At 65.9% G+C, this 14,221-nt stretch carries 13 protein-coding genes, 1 tRNA gene and 1 pseudogene; 9 read left to right on the top strand and 6 right to left on the bottom strand.

All coding sequences use genetic code 11. From position 1 onward, the window contains the following. Positions 1 to 174, bottom strand: a pseudogene (locus AB4Z46_RS27030) (phosphate ABC transporter substrate-binding protein PstS); the annotation flags it as partial. A gap of 211 nt (positions 175 to 385) precedes the next feature. Between AB4Z46_RS27030 and AB4Z46_RS27025 the strand changes: the two are divergent. Next, positions 386 to 1,903 carry a Ppx/GppA phosphatase family protein gene (locus tag AB4Z46_RS27025; RefSeq protein WP_442286634.1) on the top strand — a complete coding sequence of 506 codons (1,518 nt, stop codon included), beginning with the start codon at positions 386 to 388 and terminating at the stop codon, positions 1,901 to 1,903. Between the two features lie 22 nt (positions 1,904 to 1,925). On the opposite strand, the gene AB4Z46_RS27020 is transcribed toward AB4Z46_RS27025, so the two are convergent. From AB4Z46_RS27020 to AB4Z46_RS27010, 3 genes are all read right to left on the bottom strand, one after another. Then, on the bottom strand, positions 1,926 to 2,387 hold the full coding sequence (locus AB4Z46_RS27020) for a SixA phosphatase family protein (protein ID WP_442286633.1): 462 nt from the start codon (positions 2,385 to 2,387) through the stop codon (positions 1,926 to 1,928). Between the two features lie 7 nt (positions 2,388 to 2,394). Further along, the gene (gene ppk1, locus AB4Z46_RS27015) at positions 2,395 to 4,539 is read right to left on the bottom strand and encodes a polyphosphate kinase 1 (protein ID WP_442286632.1); all 2,145 of its coding nucleotides are present in this window, start codon (positions 4,537 to 4,539) and stop codon (positions 2,395 to 2,397) included. A 122-nt stretch (positions 4,540 to 4,661) separates the two neighbouring features. After that, complete coding sequence (locus tag AB4Z46_RS27010) at positions 4,662 to 5,519, bottom strand: GNAT family N-acetyltransferase (protein WP_442286631.1); 858 nt, start codon at positions 5,517 to 5,519, stop codon at positions 4,662 to 4,664. A 134-nt stretch (positions 5,520 to 5,653) separates the two neighbouring features. Here AB4Z46_RS27010 and AB4Z46_RS27005 point away from each other — a divergent pair, with 134 nt between their 5' ends. From AB4Z46_RS27005 to AB4Z46_RS26985, 5 genes are all read left to right on the top strand, one after another. After that, entirely contained in the window at positions 5,654 to 7,336 is a 1,683-nt protein-coding gene (locus AB4Z46_RS27005; protein WP_442286630.1) for an FAD-dependent oxidoreductase, read from the top strand. A 22-nt stretch (positions 7,337 to 7,358) separates the two neighbouring features. Beyond that, complete coding sequence (locus AB4Z46_RS27000) at positions 7,359 to 7,622, top strand: UBP-type zinc finger domain-containing protein (protein WP_442286629.1); 264 nt, start codon at positions 7,359 to 7,361, stop codon at positions 7,620 to 7,622. Positions 7,623 to 7,710: 88 nt separating this feature from the next. Then, a complete protein-coding gene (locus AB4Z46_RS26995; protein ID WP_442286628.1) occupies positions 7,711 to 8,415 on the top strand; it encodes a glutathione binding-like protein in 705 nt (234 codons plus the stop codon). 51 nt (positions 8,416 to 8,466) lie between these two features. Continuing rightward, positions 8,467 to 8,543 (top strand) — tRNA-Pro (locus AB4Z46_RS26990). 218 nt (positions 8,544 to 8,761) lie between these two features. After that, on the top strand, positions 8,762 to 8,944 hold the full coding sequence (locus tag AB4Z46_RS26985) for a hypothetical protein (protein ID WP_442286637.1): 183 nt from the start codon (positions 8,762 to 8,764) through the stop codon (positions 8,942 to 8,944). Between the two features lie 326 nt (positions 8,945 to 9,270). On the opposite strand, the gene AB4Z46_RS26980 is transcribed toward AB4Z46_RS26985, so the two are convergent. Together AB4Z46_RS26980 and AB4Z46_RS26975 are read right to left on the bottom strand one after the other, a co-directional pair. After that, positions 9,271 to 10,377 carry an acyltransferase family protein gene (locus AB4Z46_RS26980; RefSeq protein ID WP_442286627.1) on the bottom strand — a complete coding sequence of 369 codons (1,107 nt, stop codon included), beginning with the start codon at positions 10,375 to 10,377 and terminating at the stop codon, positions 9,271 to 9,273. Positions 10,378 to 10,384: 7 nt separating this feature from the next. Further along, positions 10,385 to 11,554 (bottom strand): hypothetical protein, encoded by a 1,170-nt coding sequence (locus AB4Z46_RS26975; protein ID WP_442286626.1) that lies wholly within the window; start codon positions 11,552 to 11,554, stop codon positions 10,385 to 10,387. Between the two features lie 119 nt (positions 11,555 to 11,673). Here AB4Z46_RS26975 and AB4Z46_RS26970 point away from each other — a divergent pair, with 119 nt between their 5' ends. From AB4Z46_RS26970 to AB4Z46_RS26960, 3 genes are all read left to right on the top strand, one after another. Further along, on the top strand, positions 11,674 to 12,108 hold the full coding sequence (locus tag AB4Z46_RS26970) for a hypothetical protein (RefSeq protein WP_442286625.1): 435 nt from the start codon (positions 11,674 to 11,676) through the stop codon (positions 12,106 to 12,108). Positions 12,109 to 12,238: 130 nt separating this feature from the next. Further along, complete coding sequence (locus AB4Z46_RS26965) at positions 12,239 to 12,616, top strand: EamA family transporter (protein WP_442286624.1); 378 nt, start codon at positions 12,239 to 12,241, stop codon at positions 12,614 to 12,616. Further along, the gene (locus tag AB4Z46_RS26960) at positions 12,609 to 14,210 is read left to right on the top strand and encodes a hypothetical protein (RefSeq protein ID WP_442286623.1); all 1,602 of its coding nucleotides are present in this window, start codon (positions 12,609 to 12,611) and stop codon (positions 14,208 to 14,210) included. The genes AB4Z46_RS26965 and AB4Z46_RS26960 overlap by 8 nt, the downstream gene beginning before the upstream one ends. Positions 14,211 to 14,221: the final 11 nt, after the last annotated feature.

Genomic DNA, 14,221 nt, shown 5'->3' with positions numbered 1-14,221 from the left:
CGACTGGTAGTTGATCTTGGCGCCGGTGGCCTTGTTGAAATCGGCGGCCCACTTCGAATACAGCGGCGCCGGGAAGCTGGCGCCGGCGCCGGTGGCGGCTTCCTGGGCCAGGACCGGATGGGCGAAAGCCGCGGCGATCAGGCCGGCGGCAGCGAATTTGAACGTCGTTTTCATGATGCTTCCTTTGAGCTGCAAGAGGACCCCTCGGGGGGCTTGGCAGCGACTCTAGAAAGCTTGTGTGACAGCGTCGTGACACCGGCGTACAGAGGGAAAAACCGCTGCCGCAGTGCGTGATCGTGTGTCGCTGTCACATATTCGTCACATGGCCGATCTAGCCTTGCGTGCCCGCCGGGCTACGATCAGGCCCCGCCCTTTGCACCTCACTATGAAAAACGGAACCCGCCTCGCCGCGGTCGATCTCGGCTCGAACAGCTATCGACTGGAAATCGGCCAGGTCGACCACGGCCAGATCCACCGCACCGAATACCTCAAGGAAACCGTCCGCCAGGGCAACGGCCTCGACGGTTCGCGCAATCTCACGCCCGACGCCATGCAGCGCGGCTGGGACACGCTGGCGCGCTTCGGCGAACGGCTGGCGGGCTTCGATCGCTCCCAGGTTCGCGCGGTGGCCACCCAGACGCTGCGCGAAGCGCGCAACCGCGACGAGTTCCTGTTGCGCGCGCGCACCGTTCTGGGCTTCGGCATCGACGTCATCACGGGCCGCGAAGAGGCCCGCCTGATCTACCAGGGCGTGGCGCACACCCTGCCCCACACCGACGCCTCGAACCGCGAACGCCGCCTGGTGGTGGACATCGGCGGCCGCTCGACCGAGATGATCATCGGCCAGGCGCTCGAGGCCGAGGTCATGGAGTCCTACCGGGTCGGCAGCGTCGCCTGGTCGATGAAGCATTTCCCGCAGGGGCTTTTCACGCCCGCGGCCTTCCAGGCCGCCGAAGTGGCGGCCAAGGCGGTGCTCGACGAAGCGCTGGACACCTACGTACCCGACCGCTGGGATGTCGTGTACGGCACCTCCGGCACGATCGGTGCCGTCGGCGACGTCCTGACCGCGGCCGGCAACGAGCCGGGCCTGATCACGCGCGATGGCCTCGACTGGCTGGTCGACCGGCTGCTGCGGGCCGGCAGCGCCGACCGCCTGCGCATCGAGGGCATGCGGGAGGACCGCAAGGCGGTGATCGGCGGCGGCGTCAGCGTTCTGCGGGCCGTGTTCGACCTGCTCGAGATCGAGGAAATGAAGGTCGCCCAGGGCGCGCTGCGCCACGGCGTGCTGTACGAACTGCTCGAGCGCGACGACGTGGTGGCCGACCTGCGCACCACCACCGTGGCACGGCTGGCGTCCCGCTTCCCGGTCGACGGCGCCCAGGTCAAGCGGGTCGGCGAGACCGCCGCGGCCCTCTATGTGCAGCTCAATCCCGCCGCGCGCGGGGGCAGCACCACGAGCCGGGCCGGCCGGGCGCTGCGCAAGCTCGGCTGGGCCGCGCAGCTGCACGAGATCGGGACCCAGATCTCGCACAGCGAATATCACAAGCACGGCGCCTACATCCTCGACAACGCCGATGCGCCCGGCTTCGCAGTCAACGAAATGCACGCCCTGAGCCAGCTGGTGCTGGGGCATCGCGGCAAGCTGCGCAAGCTGGAAACGTCGCTGGACGACGAGAGCTTCGTTCCGCAGCTCATCGCGCTGCGGCTGGCCGTGATCCTGTGCCACGCCCGGCGCAACCCGGACCTCGAGGGGCTGCGACTCGAACAGCCCGACACGCGGCGGTTCGTCGTCGGCTGCCGCGTCGGCTGGTCCGACCTCTTCCCGCAATCCGCGCACCTGCTGCGGGAGGAGGTGCTGGCCTGGCAGAAGACCCCTTGGCGGCTCGAGCTCACCGGACTCTGAGGGCCCCTTCCCCCGAACGCGACTACAGCAACTCGGGCGCCTGAACCGTCACCACCACCGTCTGCACGTCCCCGTCGCGCTCGCGCGTGCGGATCCACCAGACCGCGCCCTTGCGCACCGGGCAGCTGTCCTGCTGCAGCCCCAGCAGCAGCGAGATCGCCTGGCCCAGCGAAGGCTGGTGGCCGATCAGCAGCACCACCGACTTGCCGTTCGGCCATCCGGCGGCGGCCAGCAGCGCATCGGGCGTGGTGTCGGGCGCGAGCTCGGTGCGCAGCTTGTACTTGCGCCCGAGCGCCAGCGCGGTCTGCTCGCATCGGCGCGCCGGACTGCACACGATGCGCGTGCCCTCGGGCAGTTGACGATCGAGCCAGCCGGCCATTCGCTTGGCCTGCTTCTCGCCGCGCGCGGTCAACGATCGCTGCAGGTCGTCGCAGCCCTCGGTCCAGTCGTCTGCCTCGGCGTGGCGCCAGAAAATAAGGTCCATGGTTCGGTCAATCCCGTGATGCCGCGCGACGGATCCCGCGCGATGCGTAGCGATTCATGAGGGCCGTCTGCGCACCGTGGGCCTCGATGGCGCGCGAGGCGCCCTCCTCGCCCGGATGCGTGTCCGCGTAGACGCGGCGGTAGATGCCGTCGGGGCCGAGGTCCCAGGCATCGCGACCGTCGTGCAGATAGGCCACCAGGCACTCATCGATGAGCCGTTGACGCAATCCGGGGTCGGTCACCGGCCAGGCCAGCTCGACCCGGCGCAGCATGTTGCGATTCATCCAGTCGGCGCTCGAGAGGTACAGCGACTCGTCGCTGCCCTGGCGGAAATAGAAGACCCGGGAATGCTCGAGGAAGCGGCCGATCACCGAGCGCACGCGGATGTTGTCGGTCAACCCCGGCACGCGCGCCGGCAGGGTGCAGGCGCCACGCACGATGAGGTCGATCTTGACGCCCTTCTGTCCGGCCCGGACCAGCGCGGCGATCAGCGCCTCGTCGGTCAGCGCGTTCATCTTGGCGACGATGCGGCCGGTCTCGCCGGCCGCCGCGGCAACGCCGAGGGCGTCGATGCGCGCGATCAGGTTGCGATGCAGGTCGAAGGGCGCCAGCCACATGCGGTGCAGCTTCGGCAGCCGGCTCTGGCTGGCCAGATGCACGAACACCGCCTCCATGTCGGCGGTCAGCAGCGGGTCGGCCGTGAGATGGCTGATGTCGGTGTAGAGCGCCGCGGTGCGCGGGTTGTAGTTGCCGGTCGACAGGTGGCCGTAGCGCCGCATCTGCCGGCCCTCGCGGCGTGTCACGAGCAGCATCTTGGCGTGCGTCTTCAGGCCGACCACACCGTAGACGACCTGGGCGCCGATCGACTCGAGCATCTCGGCCCAGTTGATGTTGGCCTCTTCATCGAAGCGCGCCTTGAGTTCCACCACCACGGTCACTTCCTTGCCGCGGCGGACCGCCTCGCGCAGCAGGTCCATCAGCTCGGAGTCGGTGCCGGTACGGTAGATGGTCTGCTTGATCGCGAGCACCTGCGGGTCCTGCACCGCTTCGCGCAGGAAGGCCAGTACGCCGCCGAAGCTCTCGAAGGGCTGGTGGATCAGCACGTCGCTGCGCTGCAGCCGGTCGAAGAAGGACTGGCCCGGCGACAGCGTGATCGGGTAGGACGCCTGGTACGGCGGAAACTTCAGCTGCGGCTCGTCGAGCAGGTCGATCAGTTGCGTCAGGCGCGCCAGGTTCACCGGCCCATGCACCCGGTAGAGCGCCTGCGGCGGCAAGTTGAATTGCGCCAGCAGAAAGCTCGCGAGCGATTCGGCGCAACTGGCGGAAACCTCCAGCCGCACCGCCTGGCCGTAGTGGCGGTGCTCCAGCCCCTGCCGCAGGGCGGTGCGCAGGTTGCGGACATCCTCCTCGTCCACCGCGAGGTCGGAATGCCGCGTCACCCGGAACTGGGAGAACTCGCCCACTTCCCGCCCCGGGAACATGCTCGACAGGTGGGCCCGCACCACGCTGGACAGCGCGATGAACAGCGTCTTGCCGCCGGAGACCTTGGCCGGCAGGCGGATCACGCGCGGCAGCACGCGCGGCACCTTCACGATGGCGATCGGGTTCTCGCGCCCGAACGCATCCTTGCCGCCGAGCCGCACGATGAAGTTCAGCGACTTGTTGGCGACCTGCGGGAACGGGTGGGCCGGGTCCAGCCCGACCGGGATCAGCAGTGGACGAACCTCGCGCTCGAAATACTCATGCACCCACTTGCGCTGCACCGGGTTGCGCTCGCCGTGCGAGATGATGTGGACGCCCTGGCTCGCGAAGGCCGGGATCAGCCCGTCGTTGTAGAGCGCGTACTGCCGCGCCACCAGCAAATGCGCGGCCTCGGCGAGGTGCTCGAAGGATGCGACCGTGTAGTTGCCCTTCTGGTCGCCGGCCACGCCGGCCGCGAGGTGGGGCGCGGCCCGGACCTCGAAGAACTCGTCGAGGTTGGACGAGACGATGCACAGGTAGCGCAGGCGCTCGATCAGCGGCACCTCGGGGCGGTAGGCCCAGTCGAGCACACGCTCGTTGAAGGCCAGGATGGCGTGATCCCGATCGAGCAGGGTCAGGGCGGATTCGGGTTCGACGGCGGCAGGCGATTTGTCGGAAGTGGCAGGCGACATGAATGAGGATTCTGTAACAACCGCCGCAGGAGTGCTCAATCGGTCGCAGCATGCCAGTGTCACGGGCGCGCATGACAGTTTTGTGACGGCTTCGTGACGGAATTCCAACACTCTCCGTGCCCTCAGCGACCCTCGAAGTGCCTCTTGTAGCGTGCCGGCAACTCGTCGATGCGCATCAGCATCGGCAGGTCCGCGGTGTTGAAGTCCGGATCCCAGGCCGGCGGCCCGAGCACCTTGGCGCCGAGCCGCAGGTAGCCCTTGATGAGCGCCGGCGGCTCGATATCGAGCGCGCCGTCCAGGCGCTGCACCGGCAGCGGCAGGCGCGGCTGCACGTGGTACTGGATCGGCGCCATGTGGGTGGTCGAGAGCTGGCGCCAGATGCTGGCCGCCGCGTCGCCGCTGGTCACGCCGAGGTGCCACATCGGGATGCTGGCGCAGCCGATCATGGTGTCGAGCTTGTTGCGGCCCATGAAGCCGGCCAGCGCGCCCCAGAGCGCAAGGATGACACCCCCCTGGCGATGCTGCGCATGCACGCAGCTGCGGCCGAGCTCGACCATGCGCTCGCGCAGGTCGCGCAGGCGGGTCAGGTCGAACTCGATGTCGCTGTAGGTGCTGCCGACGCGCCGGGCCTGGGCCGGCGTCAGCACCCGGTAGGTGCCGATCACCTGGCCGGTGGCTTCCTCGCGCACCAGCAGGTGCTCGCAGAAGTCGTCGAAGAGATCGATGTCATGGCCGGCGACTGGCGTCGCCAGCCGTGCGCCCATTTCGCCGGCGAACACGTCGTAGCGCAGGCGCTGGGCGGCGCGCACCTCGTCCTGGTGGCGCGCCCAGCTCACGCTGATGCCGCCGGTTTCCCGGCCGCCCTCCGTCCGCGGGGGCGGCACGGGTATTGCAACGGGAGCCGGACCGGGCGCGGACCGGAGGGAGCCGAGCAGGCCCAGCTGGGAGAACGGGAAGGTCGGGTTGGGCAGTTCTTTCATCGGGACCCTTTCTACGGACGCAGTCTCGGGACCGGCGGTGAAACAAGCATGTCGATTCGAAGGCATTTGCATGACGCCACGCGATCGGGGCCGCTTCAGCGTTTAATTCCGGAAATTCGCTCTATGGAGATTTGATGGCCACCGAAACCAGGATCGAGGTCGAGACTCGCCGCCACCAGATGTTTCCCGTCCTGGGCGACGCGGACATCGCACGCATCCGGCGCTTCGGGACCGTGCGGCACCATGCGCGGGGCGACTGCCTCTTCAGGGCCGGCGAGCCGGGCCCCGGGATGTTCGTCGTGCTCGACGGAACGGTGTCGATCACCCAGCGCGACGGCCTGGGGCACGTCGTGCCGATCGAGCGCCAGGGGCCGGGCCAGTTCCTGGCCGAGGTCGCCCAGCTCTCGGGCCGCCCTGCGCTGGTCGACGGCCATGCGGAGACCGAGGTCCAGACCCTGCTGGTGCCGCCGGACCAACTGCGGGCGCTGATCATTGCCGAGGCCGATCTCGGCGAGCGGCTGGTGCGCGCGATGATCCTGCGCCGGGTGGCGCTGATCGAATCCGGCGCCAGCGGACCGGTGCTGATCGGGCCGCCGCAGTCGGCCGGCGTGCTGCGGCTGCAGAATTTCCTGGGCCGCAACGGCCATCCCTACCACGTGGTCGACGCCACGCAGGACGCCGACGCCGCGGCGCTGCTCGAGCAGTACGGCGAGGCCGAACTTCTGGTCGTCTGTCCCAACGGCACCGTGATGCCGAATCCGACCGAGCATGCGCTGGCGCGCTGCCTGGGCATGGTCGACAGCATTGCGCACGACGACCTGTTCGACGTCCTGGTGGTCGGCGCCGGCCCGGCCGGCCTCGCGACCGCGGTCTATGCGGCCTCGGAAGGCCTGCGCGTGATCGTGGTCGACTGCCGCTCGTTCGGCGGCCAGGCCGGCGCCAGCGCGCGGATCGAGAACTACCTGGGCTTTCCGACCGGCATCTCGGGCGGCGCGCTGGCCGGGCGCGCCTACGTGCAGGCGCAAAAGTTCGGCGTCGAGATGCTGATCCCGGCCCAGGTGGAATCGCTCGATTGCACCGCCGCCGAATCCCGGGGCGAAGTCTCGGTGCAGCTCACCGACGGCCGGCGCCTGACCTCCAGGACACTGGTGATCGCCAGCGGCGCGCGCTACCGCCGGCCCGAGGTGCCGCGGTTGGCGGAGTTCGAGGGCCGGGGCATCTGGTACTGGGCCTCGGCGCTGGAGGCCAAGCTGTGCGCCCGGCAGGAGGTCGCGCTGGTCGGCGGCGGCAACTCGGCCGGCCAGGCCGCGGTGTTCCTGTCGCAGCATGCGGCCAAGGTCAACGTGCTGGTGCGCGGGCCCTCGCTGGCGGCCACCATGTCGCGCTACCTGATCGATCGCATCGAGGCCACGGACAACATCGCGCTGCGTCCGCACACCGAACTGGTGGCGCTGCACGGCGAGCCGGCCACCGGCCTGAACGGCGCGAGTTGGCGCGATCGCCTGAGCGGCAAGCAGGAAGATTGCCCGGCACGCAACATCTTTCTCTTCATCGGCGCGGTGCCCGAGACCGACTGGCTCGCGGGCTGCGGCGTTGCGCTCGACAAGCACGGCTTCGTGCTCACGGGCCAGGCGGCGCGCGGCGGCTTTCCGGCCAAGACCGCGGCGGCGCTCGAATCCAGCGTGCCGGGCGTGTTCGCGGTCGGCGACGCGCGCTCGGGTTCGGTCAAGCGAGTCGGCGGCGCCATCGGCGAGGGCGCCGCCGTGGTCGCACTCATCCATCAGCACCTGGCATCGGCCGCGTCGGCGGCGGCCTGACGCGCCTCGCGAGGAGACTCCGATGTCCGCCGTCTACCCCTGCTCCCACGTGCCCAACGTGATCGTCCCACCGAGCTCGGCCGGCTGCGAGGAATGCCTTGCGCTCGGCGACGAATGGGTCCACTTGCGCCTGTGCGTCCACTGCGGCCACGTGGGATGCTGCGATTCCTCGAAGAACCGGCATGCGACCCGGCATTTCCACGCCACCGGTCACGCCGTGATCGCCTCGCTGGAGCCGGGCGAGGACTGGATGTGGTGCTTCGCGCACGGGAGCCAGGTCGGATAGCCTGGGTGCGAACGAAGCGGCCGCCTGCACGAAAGTCCAGCCGGGACTATGCTGGCCGGCCTCGCCATCACCCCCGGATGATTCAGACATGTCCCAAGCACCCATCGACGTCTATTCCTGGCCCACGCCCAACGGTCACAAGGTCCACATCATGCTGGAGGAGTGCGGCCTGCCCTACCGCGCGCATCCGGTCAACATCGGCAAGGGCGACCAGTTCAAGCCCGGCTTCCTGAAAATCAGTCCGAACAACAAGATCCCGGCGATCACCGATCCCGAAGGGCCGGACGGCAAGCCGATCTCGCTGTTCGAGTCGGGCGCGATCCTCGTGTACCTGGCCGGCAAGACCGGCAAGTTCCTGCCGGCCAGCGATCGCGCGCGCTACGAGACGCTGCAGTGGCTGATGTTCCAGATGGGCGGCGTCGGCCCGATGCTCGGCCAGGCGCACCATTTCCGCATGTATGCGCCCGAGAAGATCGGCTACGCGATCGACCGCTACAGCAACGAGGCCAAGCGCCTCTACGGCGTGATCGACAAGCAGCTGTCGAGCCACGAGTTCATCGCCGGCGAGGACTATTCGATCGCCGACATCGCGATCTTTCCCTGGCTGCGCAGTTGGGAGAACCAGGGCATCGTGCTCACCGACTACCCGCACCTGAAGCGCTGGTTCGACGGCATCGCCGCGCGGCCTGCGGTACAGCGCGGCGTCAAGGTGCTGGCCGACCTGAGGCAGCCGATCACGGGCGACAAGGAACGCGAAATCCTGTTTGGCAGCACCCAATATCAGCGCCGCTGAACCACATCGACGAGCCGACGGCCCAATCGCGGGTTAGAATCGAAGGCTCGTCGGGGTGTAGCGCAGCCTGGTAGCGCATCTGGTTTGGGACCAGAGGGTCGAAGGTTCGAATCCTTTCGCCCCGACCATCAAAAAGTGAATGCCGGTAGCAACTTAGCGTTGCTACCGGCAATTTGCTTTAGGGGTCCAGCTTCTAACGTTTGGCGATGTTTCCAACGGCCAACAGAGATGCACTGCCGCTCCATCTCGGAAAGAGCTGTCGACCCTCGGGCTACTTCGGTGGGGAATTCGATCGGCGTCCCAACGTTTTCAGGGCGTGGCAATCAGCGTTTTTTGACCGATGAACATGACTGACGAAATGCTCGTGGCCGCAATGAAGGAAGCGGTCAAGCAGGGCCTGGTGCCGAAGTACGCGGCCGACGAACAGGCATACCTACAGTACTGGCAGGCCATCGAGGCTGTCGTGCGCGAAACGCTTGAGGCCGCTATCCAGAGGCTAGAGATCGACGCCGCCACCGGCATCACGTAACGGGTCTGGCGCTCAACCAGCGTGGCGATCTGGCTGTTGGCGCTTCCGAACGGCAAGTCGCCTTCCCAGTGGTGCTGACGAAGACGTCCAAGAGCGGGTGCGCCACACCCGGAGCCCAGGAGCAGAAGGCAGCGCCTGACGTTGCGGTGCTGCCCGAGGATGAAGAGCCGGCGCCGGTGACGCGCGCCGCGCCAAAGCCCGACGACGTCGAAAGCCCTGGACAATCTCGAAGCGAAAAGCGGCAAGACCCCTGGGTTGGCGGCAGCGCGCCAGGCGCTGCGCCGACTGGCGGCGCTGGCCCGGCTGAAATCCGGCAACTGACCGCCCTACTTCTGCTCAGCAATCGCCGGCGTGCTGTCGGTGACGGAGTTGCGGGATGTGATGAAGGCGCTGAACCGCTTGGCGAATGCGATTCCGAGTCGGTCCATTGGCGCAAGCAAGGTCGCGCTTCCGATGCAGACCGCCACGATTGAGAGATTTAGCAGCAGTTTCTGCAGGTCCGTCGGGGCATCGACCCAGCGGTAAGCGTTGTTGCCATAGGCGAGCATCAGAGGTCCGTGGATCAGGTAGAGCGGGAACGAAATCCGACCCAGGAAGCGGCTGATGCCTCCCGATAGAAACCCCGCGATAGGCCGACCAAAAACGGACGCCGTCGTCAGCAGGGTCGCTACAAACAGGTAGGCGCCGGGAGGGTTGCCGATCTGTGGAAGAAAGCCCACGCAGGCCCAACCGACCAGCAGGAGCACCACAAACAGTGGGGCAAGGGCGGCAAGGCGGCGCTCCAGGACGCCCGACGCATGTATCTCGGCAAGCGCGAGTCCGGCGATGAAGGCTGCGTAGATCGGATTGACGAGGTATGCGATCACGCTCAGCACCGCATACAGCCAACCGCGCCGCTCAAGCCGGCCCGCGACGAACAAGGTGCCCAGGACCAGGGCCGAGCCCCAGAGTTCAAAGGGCATCGTCCACAGGGGGCCGATCAAGGTCGTGGCAAAGTCATACGCAAAGAAAACGTCGAAGAGCGAGAAGCGCAGCACATCCCACACGGTGGGCGACACCGGCAGAAAGGCCTGGAATTTCGGCAGCCGGTGCTCGGGTGTTGGTACGAGGCCCAGGACGAACAGCAGGTAGAGCAACAACGCTGCGCAGAGAATTGGAACGGCCAGGCGCACATATCGACCGAGCGCGATGTTGGCGAGGATCGCCGAATCCCGCCGCCGGCAAAAGCCGATCGCCAGCGAGAAGCCCGACACGACGAAGAACACCCAGACCGCTAGCCCAGCATTGAAAAGGCCCGTGCGCGTCAGGATCGCTGTGACACGATCGTTGATGGGGAAGCCCTCGCCAAACACATGTGCCAAGAGGACGACAAGCGACCCCCAGCCACGCAGGCCGTCCAGAAAGTGCAGGCGGGCATCGCCAGGCGTCTTCATTTCAGCGTCACAGGAAGGTTCCCAGTGGCATGAAAAGCGCCGCCGAGTACCACACCGCTCCGAAGACTACGTGCGGCGCGAACGCCACCCACCCGGGCAACGCGCTTCGCCGCGGGAGGCGGCAGAGTGCGATCGCGCTCTGCACGTAGAGGAGGAACGTCACCGTCTGTCCGGTCCATGCGAAGTTGCCCTGCATCATCCGGGGTCCAGCCTCAACAATGCAGGTGCTGATGATCATGCCGATTCCGTAGAGCAGCCAGACGAAGCGCATCCGAGAGTCGAATCCGCCGCCTCGCCAGATCACCACCGCAGCGACGACCGGAAACAGGAGAGATGCCGGCAGCTTCGAAAGAACGTCGGCCGCCCCGCCGTAGACCAAGAACGGTGCGAATGCCAGCCCACCGCCAGTGCCCCCCGCGGTGTAGGTCATCCGGAATTGAAGCGCCAGCACGATGACCGCGGGAAGGACCACGAGCAAGAGATTTCGCGCGGCCAACCGCCATTGCCCCGACGTCACGCGATAGAACTCCCAGAGGCACACGCATGGCACGAAGGCGATCAGAAACGATGGCTTCGCAACCGCTGAAAGGACAACGCCGATTGGCAATAGAACCTGCTGGACTCGGCTCGCCTTCCCATTCTCGAGTGCGATCGCGAAGTAGGCAAACGTCACGGCCAGCGCCAGCACCTTCGAGAGCACCTGCGTGGGGTTGTGATAGACCGTCGGCGCGATGTAACCGTAGAGAAAATTCAGCTTGAAGGCCGTCTGCAGAAAGATGTGCGAGGCGAGCAGCACAAGCACCGAAACGGCCAGGATCGCCCACGGAGGCATTACCGGTGCAGCTCGCCGGATCTGGGCTGCGATCATTCCCGCCATCCCCCCGTAGCAGATCGAGATCAATGCGATGGCCGAAGCGTTGAACGAGAGCCCGCTCACCTTGGTGACGGCGATCAGCAGCAGCTGAAAGAGGAAGTGCGGGGAGACGATGTCCGCAGGCCCATGGATGGTCTTCGCATACTCGATGTGGACCCACAGGTCGGCCGGGTAGGCCAGATAGGGAATCATCGGGACCGCGAAGATGCCCATCGCGAGCGCCACGGCAACCCAAACGACTGCGGATCGCCGCATCAGGAAGGGCGCTACCGACTGGATAGGGGGTGCTGCTTGCGCGTTCAATTTTTTCCTCGTGTCATGGGGAGATTTTCGCCGGAAGCTTGGCAGGCTCGGCAAGGGCTCCTGAAAACGGGAAAAAGCCCCTCGCCGAAAGTGGGGGCCCTATGCAGACGAAAGTGGACATGATGGCCAAGCTGATCGCCACCTGGACGACGGAGGGCGCCAGCACGCACAGCAAGAAGACCCAGGCCGGCGACACCTTCCGCTCGCGCAAAATTTCCGAGGCCTTCGCCGTGTACCGCGCCCGCCAGGTCACTGCGCCGGTGATCATCGACCTCCTGAAGCAGTTCAAGGTTTGGGGCGCCTTCACGCCTCGGGAGCCCGACAGGTTCTCCCTGATTCCTGGGGACAATGCTGGGGAAAAYCGTGTTGGCTTCGGCCGGAATCGTTGCCTGGCGTGGCCTGCAACACGGTGCCTTCAAAAGCAGCACTGTTCATGGCCGTCCGTCCGAACGGACTACGTTGGCTGCGGCCGGCGGCCACGCGCCTCCGGTCGACAATCTGCGTCACAAATGCGGCGACTGCTTCATGAATTCGCGGCAAGCCTCCGACTCTGAGGGGCCCCCGCAGGGCTCCAGCCGCCCACGCTTCGACCATCGTCCTACGGAATCTGACAGTCCATTGCTCGCGGCTGACTCTCGCCATCAACTACCATCGCAGGTGCCGAACACCGGCGCATACGACCCCATGTACTCACGCCTGACAGACTATTTCTATATCGCCGCGACCATTGGACTCACCGTCTATGGGCAACTCATTCTGAAGTGGCGGGTGAGCCTCTTCGGCAGCCTTCCCGCCAACCTCCCGGCCAAAATCCAGTTCGCTTTCGGGGTGCTGCTGGATCCGTGGGTGATATCCAGCTTCGTCGCTGCCTTCCTCGCATCGCTGGCGTGGATCGGCGCGATGTCGAAGTTCGAACTGAGCCACGCCTACCCGTTCATGAGCCTCAATTTCGTGGTGGTTCTCGCCTTGAGCACATGGTTGCTCAACGAGCCGCTGACGGGCCCCAAGCTCATTGGCGTCGCACTGATCGTGATCGGCACCATCGTCATCGCTCGTGGCTAAATCGTTTCGGGACGCGGATGCGTCGGGCTGGAAGGCCCTTGGGATCGCGCTGGCAACGGTCGCGACATTGATGCTCTTGCTGTGCTGGATCTCCACCCCGCGGTGGCAAACCAACGACGACGTCTCGATGTCCATGGTGGCACATGGGTATGGAGTCGCCGCCGGCGGGTCACCGCCGTACCTGATGTTCTCCAACGTGCTTTGGGGCTACCTGGTCCGGGGTCTGCCCACGTTGCAAGGGGTACCGGGCTACTCGCTCGCGACCATGGCGTCGCTGCTGGTCGCCGGCTCCGCGATCGGCTATGGCTTGTTGCGAATGCGGGTGAGCTATGCGGCTTGTGCGGCGGTGCTCGGTCTGGTCATGGCGCGTCCGATCCTTTTTCCCCAGTTCACCGTGAACGCAGGCCTGCTCATGGTCGCGTCCGTCATTCTCTTGTGCCTGTACGCCAGAGAAGGAAAGACGGGTGTCATGGTCGCAGCCTGCCTTCTGGCCATCGCGAGCTATCTGATTCGCGCCCCCGAGTTCTTCTTTGTCTGCGCGGTCGGATGGACGTTCCTCCCGATACGCCAATTGCTTCGGGATCGGGCGGCACTCGTGGGCGCAGTCGCGGTCGGTTGCGTGATCGCAGTCGCCGCAATGGTGGATCACCAGGCCTACAAGGCGCCCGAATGGCGCGATTTCAACGCTCTCAATCATGTTCGGGCGTTGCTGACGGACTTCGGTGCTGGCGAGCCCCTTAGGAAGCACCCGGACGTCCTCGAAAAGCACGGATTCAGCGAGAACGACCTCAAGCTGATGGAGCATTGGTTCTTTGTCGATCCGAACCTTGCAAATCCACCCGTCCTCGAGGCGATGCTCTCGGAAGTCGACCCCCAATCGAAACAAGAGAGCAGATGGGCGAATGCGATCAAGGGACTGAAGTTCTTGGGACACCCGTCCCTCTGGATGCTCGCTTTGGTCGCTTTGGGAGTCTCTGTGGTGCGCCCTAGTCGAGCGATGCTCGCCGCCTGGACGATCTTTGTCGCTGCCATTGCCGCGATCGGCTACCTGGGGCGTCCGGGCATTGTGCAGATCTACTCACCCTTGCTCGCCTTGTTGCTCCTTGCCCCTTTGGCATTGAATGGCAAACGGCAACGGTATGACACCCTCCTGGCCCTCGCCCTTGGGGTCGCATCCCTCGTGCACGTTCTTGACGTGCTTGAGGAATCAAGAGCACTCAAGGCGGCAGACATTGAAGTCAGAGAACGCGTGAGCGGCGTTGATGGCATTCCGGTGGTCGTGTGGGGCGACAGTTTTCCGTTCGAGGCCGTCTACTCTGTCCTCGGAACATCGGAGCGCGCGATGAACTACCGGTTCTACGGGCTCGGCGTCTCGACTCTGGCGCCATTCGCGGTTGCTCGATCGGAGAGCCGCGCAGGCAGAGGACTGCTCGTTCGATTGAGAAGTCCTGAAGGTGTGCCCATCTTCGCCAACAGCGTGTTGTTGAGCATGCTGAAAACTTACTGCAGCGAACATTTTGACGGCCGGTTCGAGAGTGTCGGCACCCCTCCCAAGGGGTCGATTGCGCCAACCTGGTATCGCTGCAGCCCGTGAAGCCGGTGCGC

It is taken from the genome of Variovorax sp. M-6 (assembly GCF_052114385.1).
Taxonomy (GTDB): Bacteria; Pseudomonadota; Gammaproteobacteria; order Burkholderiales; family Burkholderiaceae_C; genus Variovorax.
Note: the sequence above shows the minus strand (reverse complement) of the source record. Positions and strands in the feature narration are given on the sequence as shown.

Bases quoted from the DNA above. Each gene is read 5' to 3' on its own strand.
- AB4Z46_RS27025 (WP_442286634.1), top strand. From the start codon at position 386: ATGAAAAACGGAACCCGCCTCGCCGCGGTCGATCTCGGCTCGAACAGC.
- AB4Z46_RS27020 (WP_442286633.1), bottom strand. From the start codon at position 2,387: ATGGACCTTATTTTCTGGCGCCACGCCGAGGCAGACGACTGGACCGAG.
- ppk1 (WP_442286632.1), bottom strand. From the start codon at position 4,539: ATGTCGCCTGCCACTTCCGACAAATCGCCTGCCGCCGTCGAACCCGAA.
- AB4Z46_RS27010 (WP_442286631.1), bottom strand. From the start codon at position 5,519: ATGAAAGAACTGCCCAACCCGACCTTCCCGTTCTCCCAGCTGGGCCTG.
- AB4Z46_RS27005 (WP_442286630.1), top strand. From the start codon at position 5,654: ATGGCCACCGAAACCAGGATCGAGGTCGAGACTCGCCGCCACCAGATG.
- AB4Z46_RS27000 (WP_442286629.1), top strand. From the start codon at position 7,359: ATGTCCGCCGTCTACCCCTGCTCCCACGTGCCCAACGTGATCGTCCCA.
- AB4Z46_RS26995 (WP_442286628.1), top strand. From the start codon at position 7,711: ATGTCCCAAGCACCCATCGACGTCTATTCCTGGCCCACGCCCAACGGT.
- AB4Z46_RS26985 (WP_442286637.1), top strand. From the start codon at position 8,762: ATGACTGACGAAATGCTCGTGGCCGCAATGAAGGAAGCGGTCAAGCAG.
- AB4Z46_RS26980 (WP_442286627.1), bottom strand. From the start codon at position 10,377: ATGAAGACGCCTGGCGATGCCCGCCTGCACTTTCTGGACGGCCTGCGT.
- AB4Z46_RS26965 (WP_442286624.1), top strand. From the start codon at position 12,239: ATGTACTCACGCCTGACAGACTATTTCTATATCGCCGCGACCATTGGA.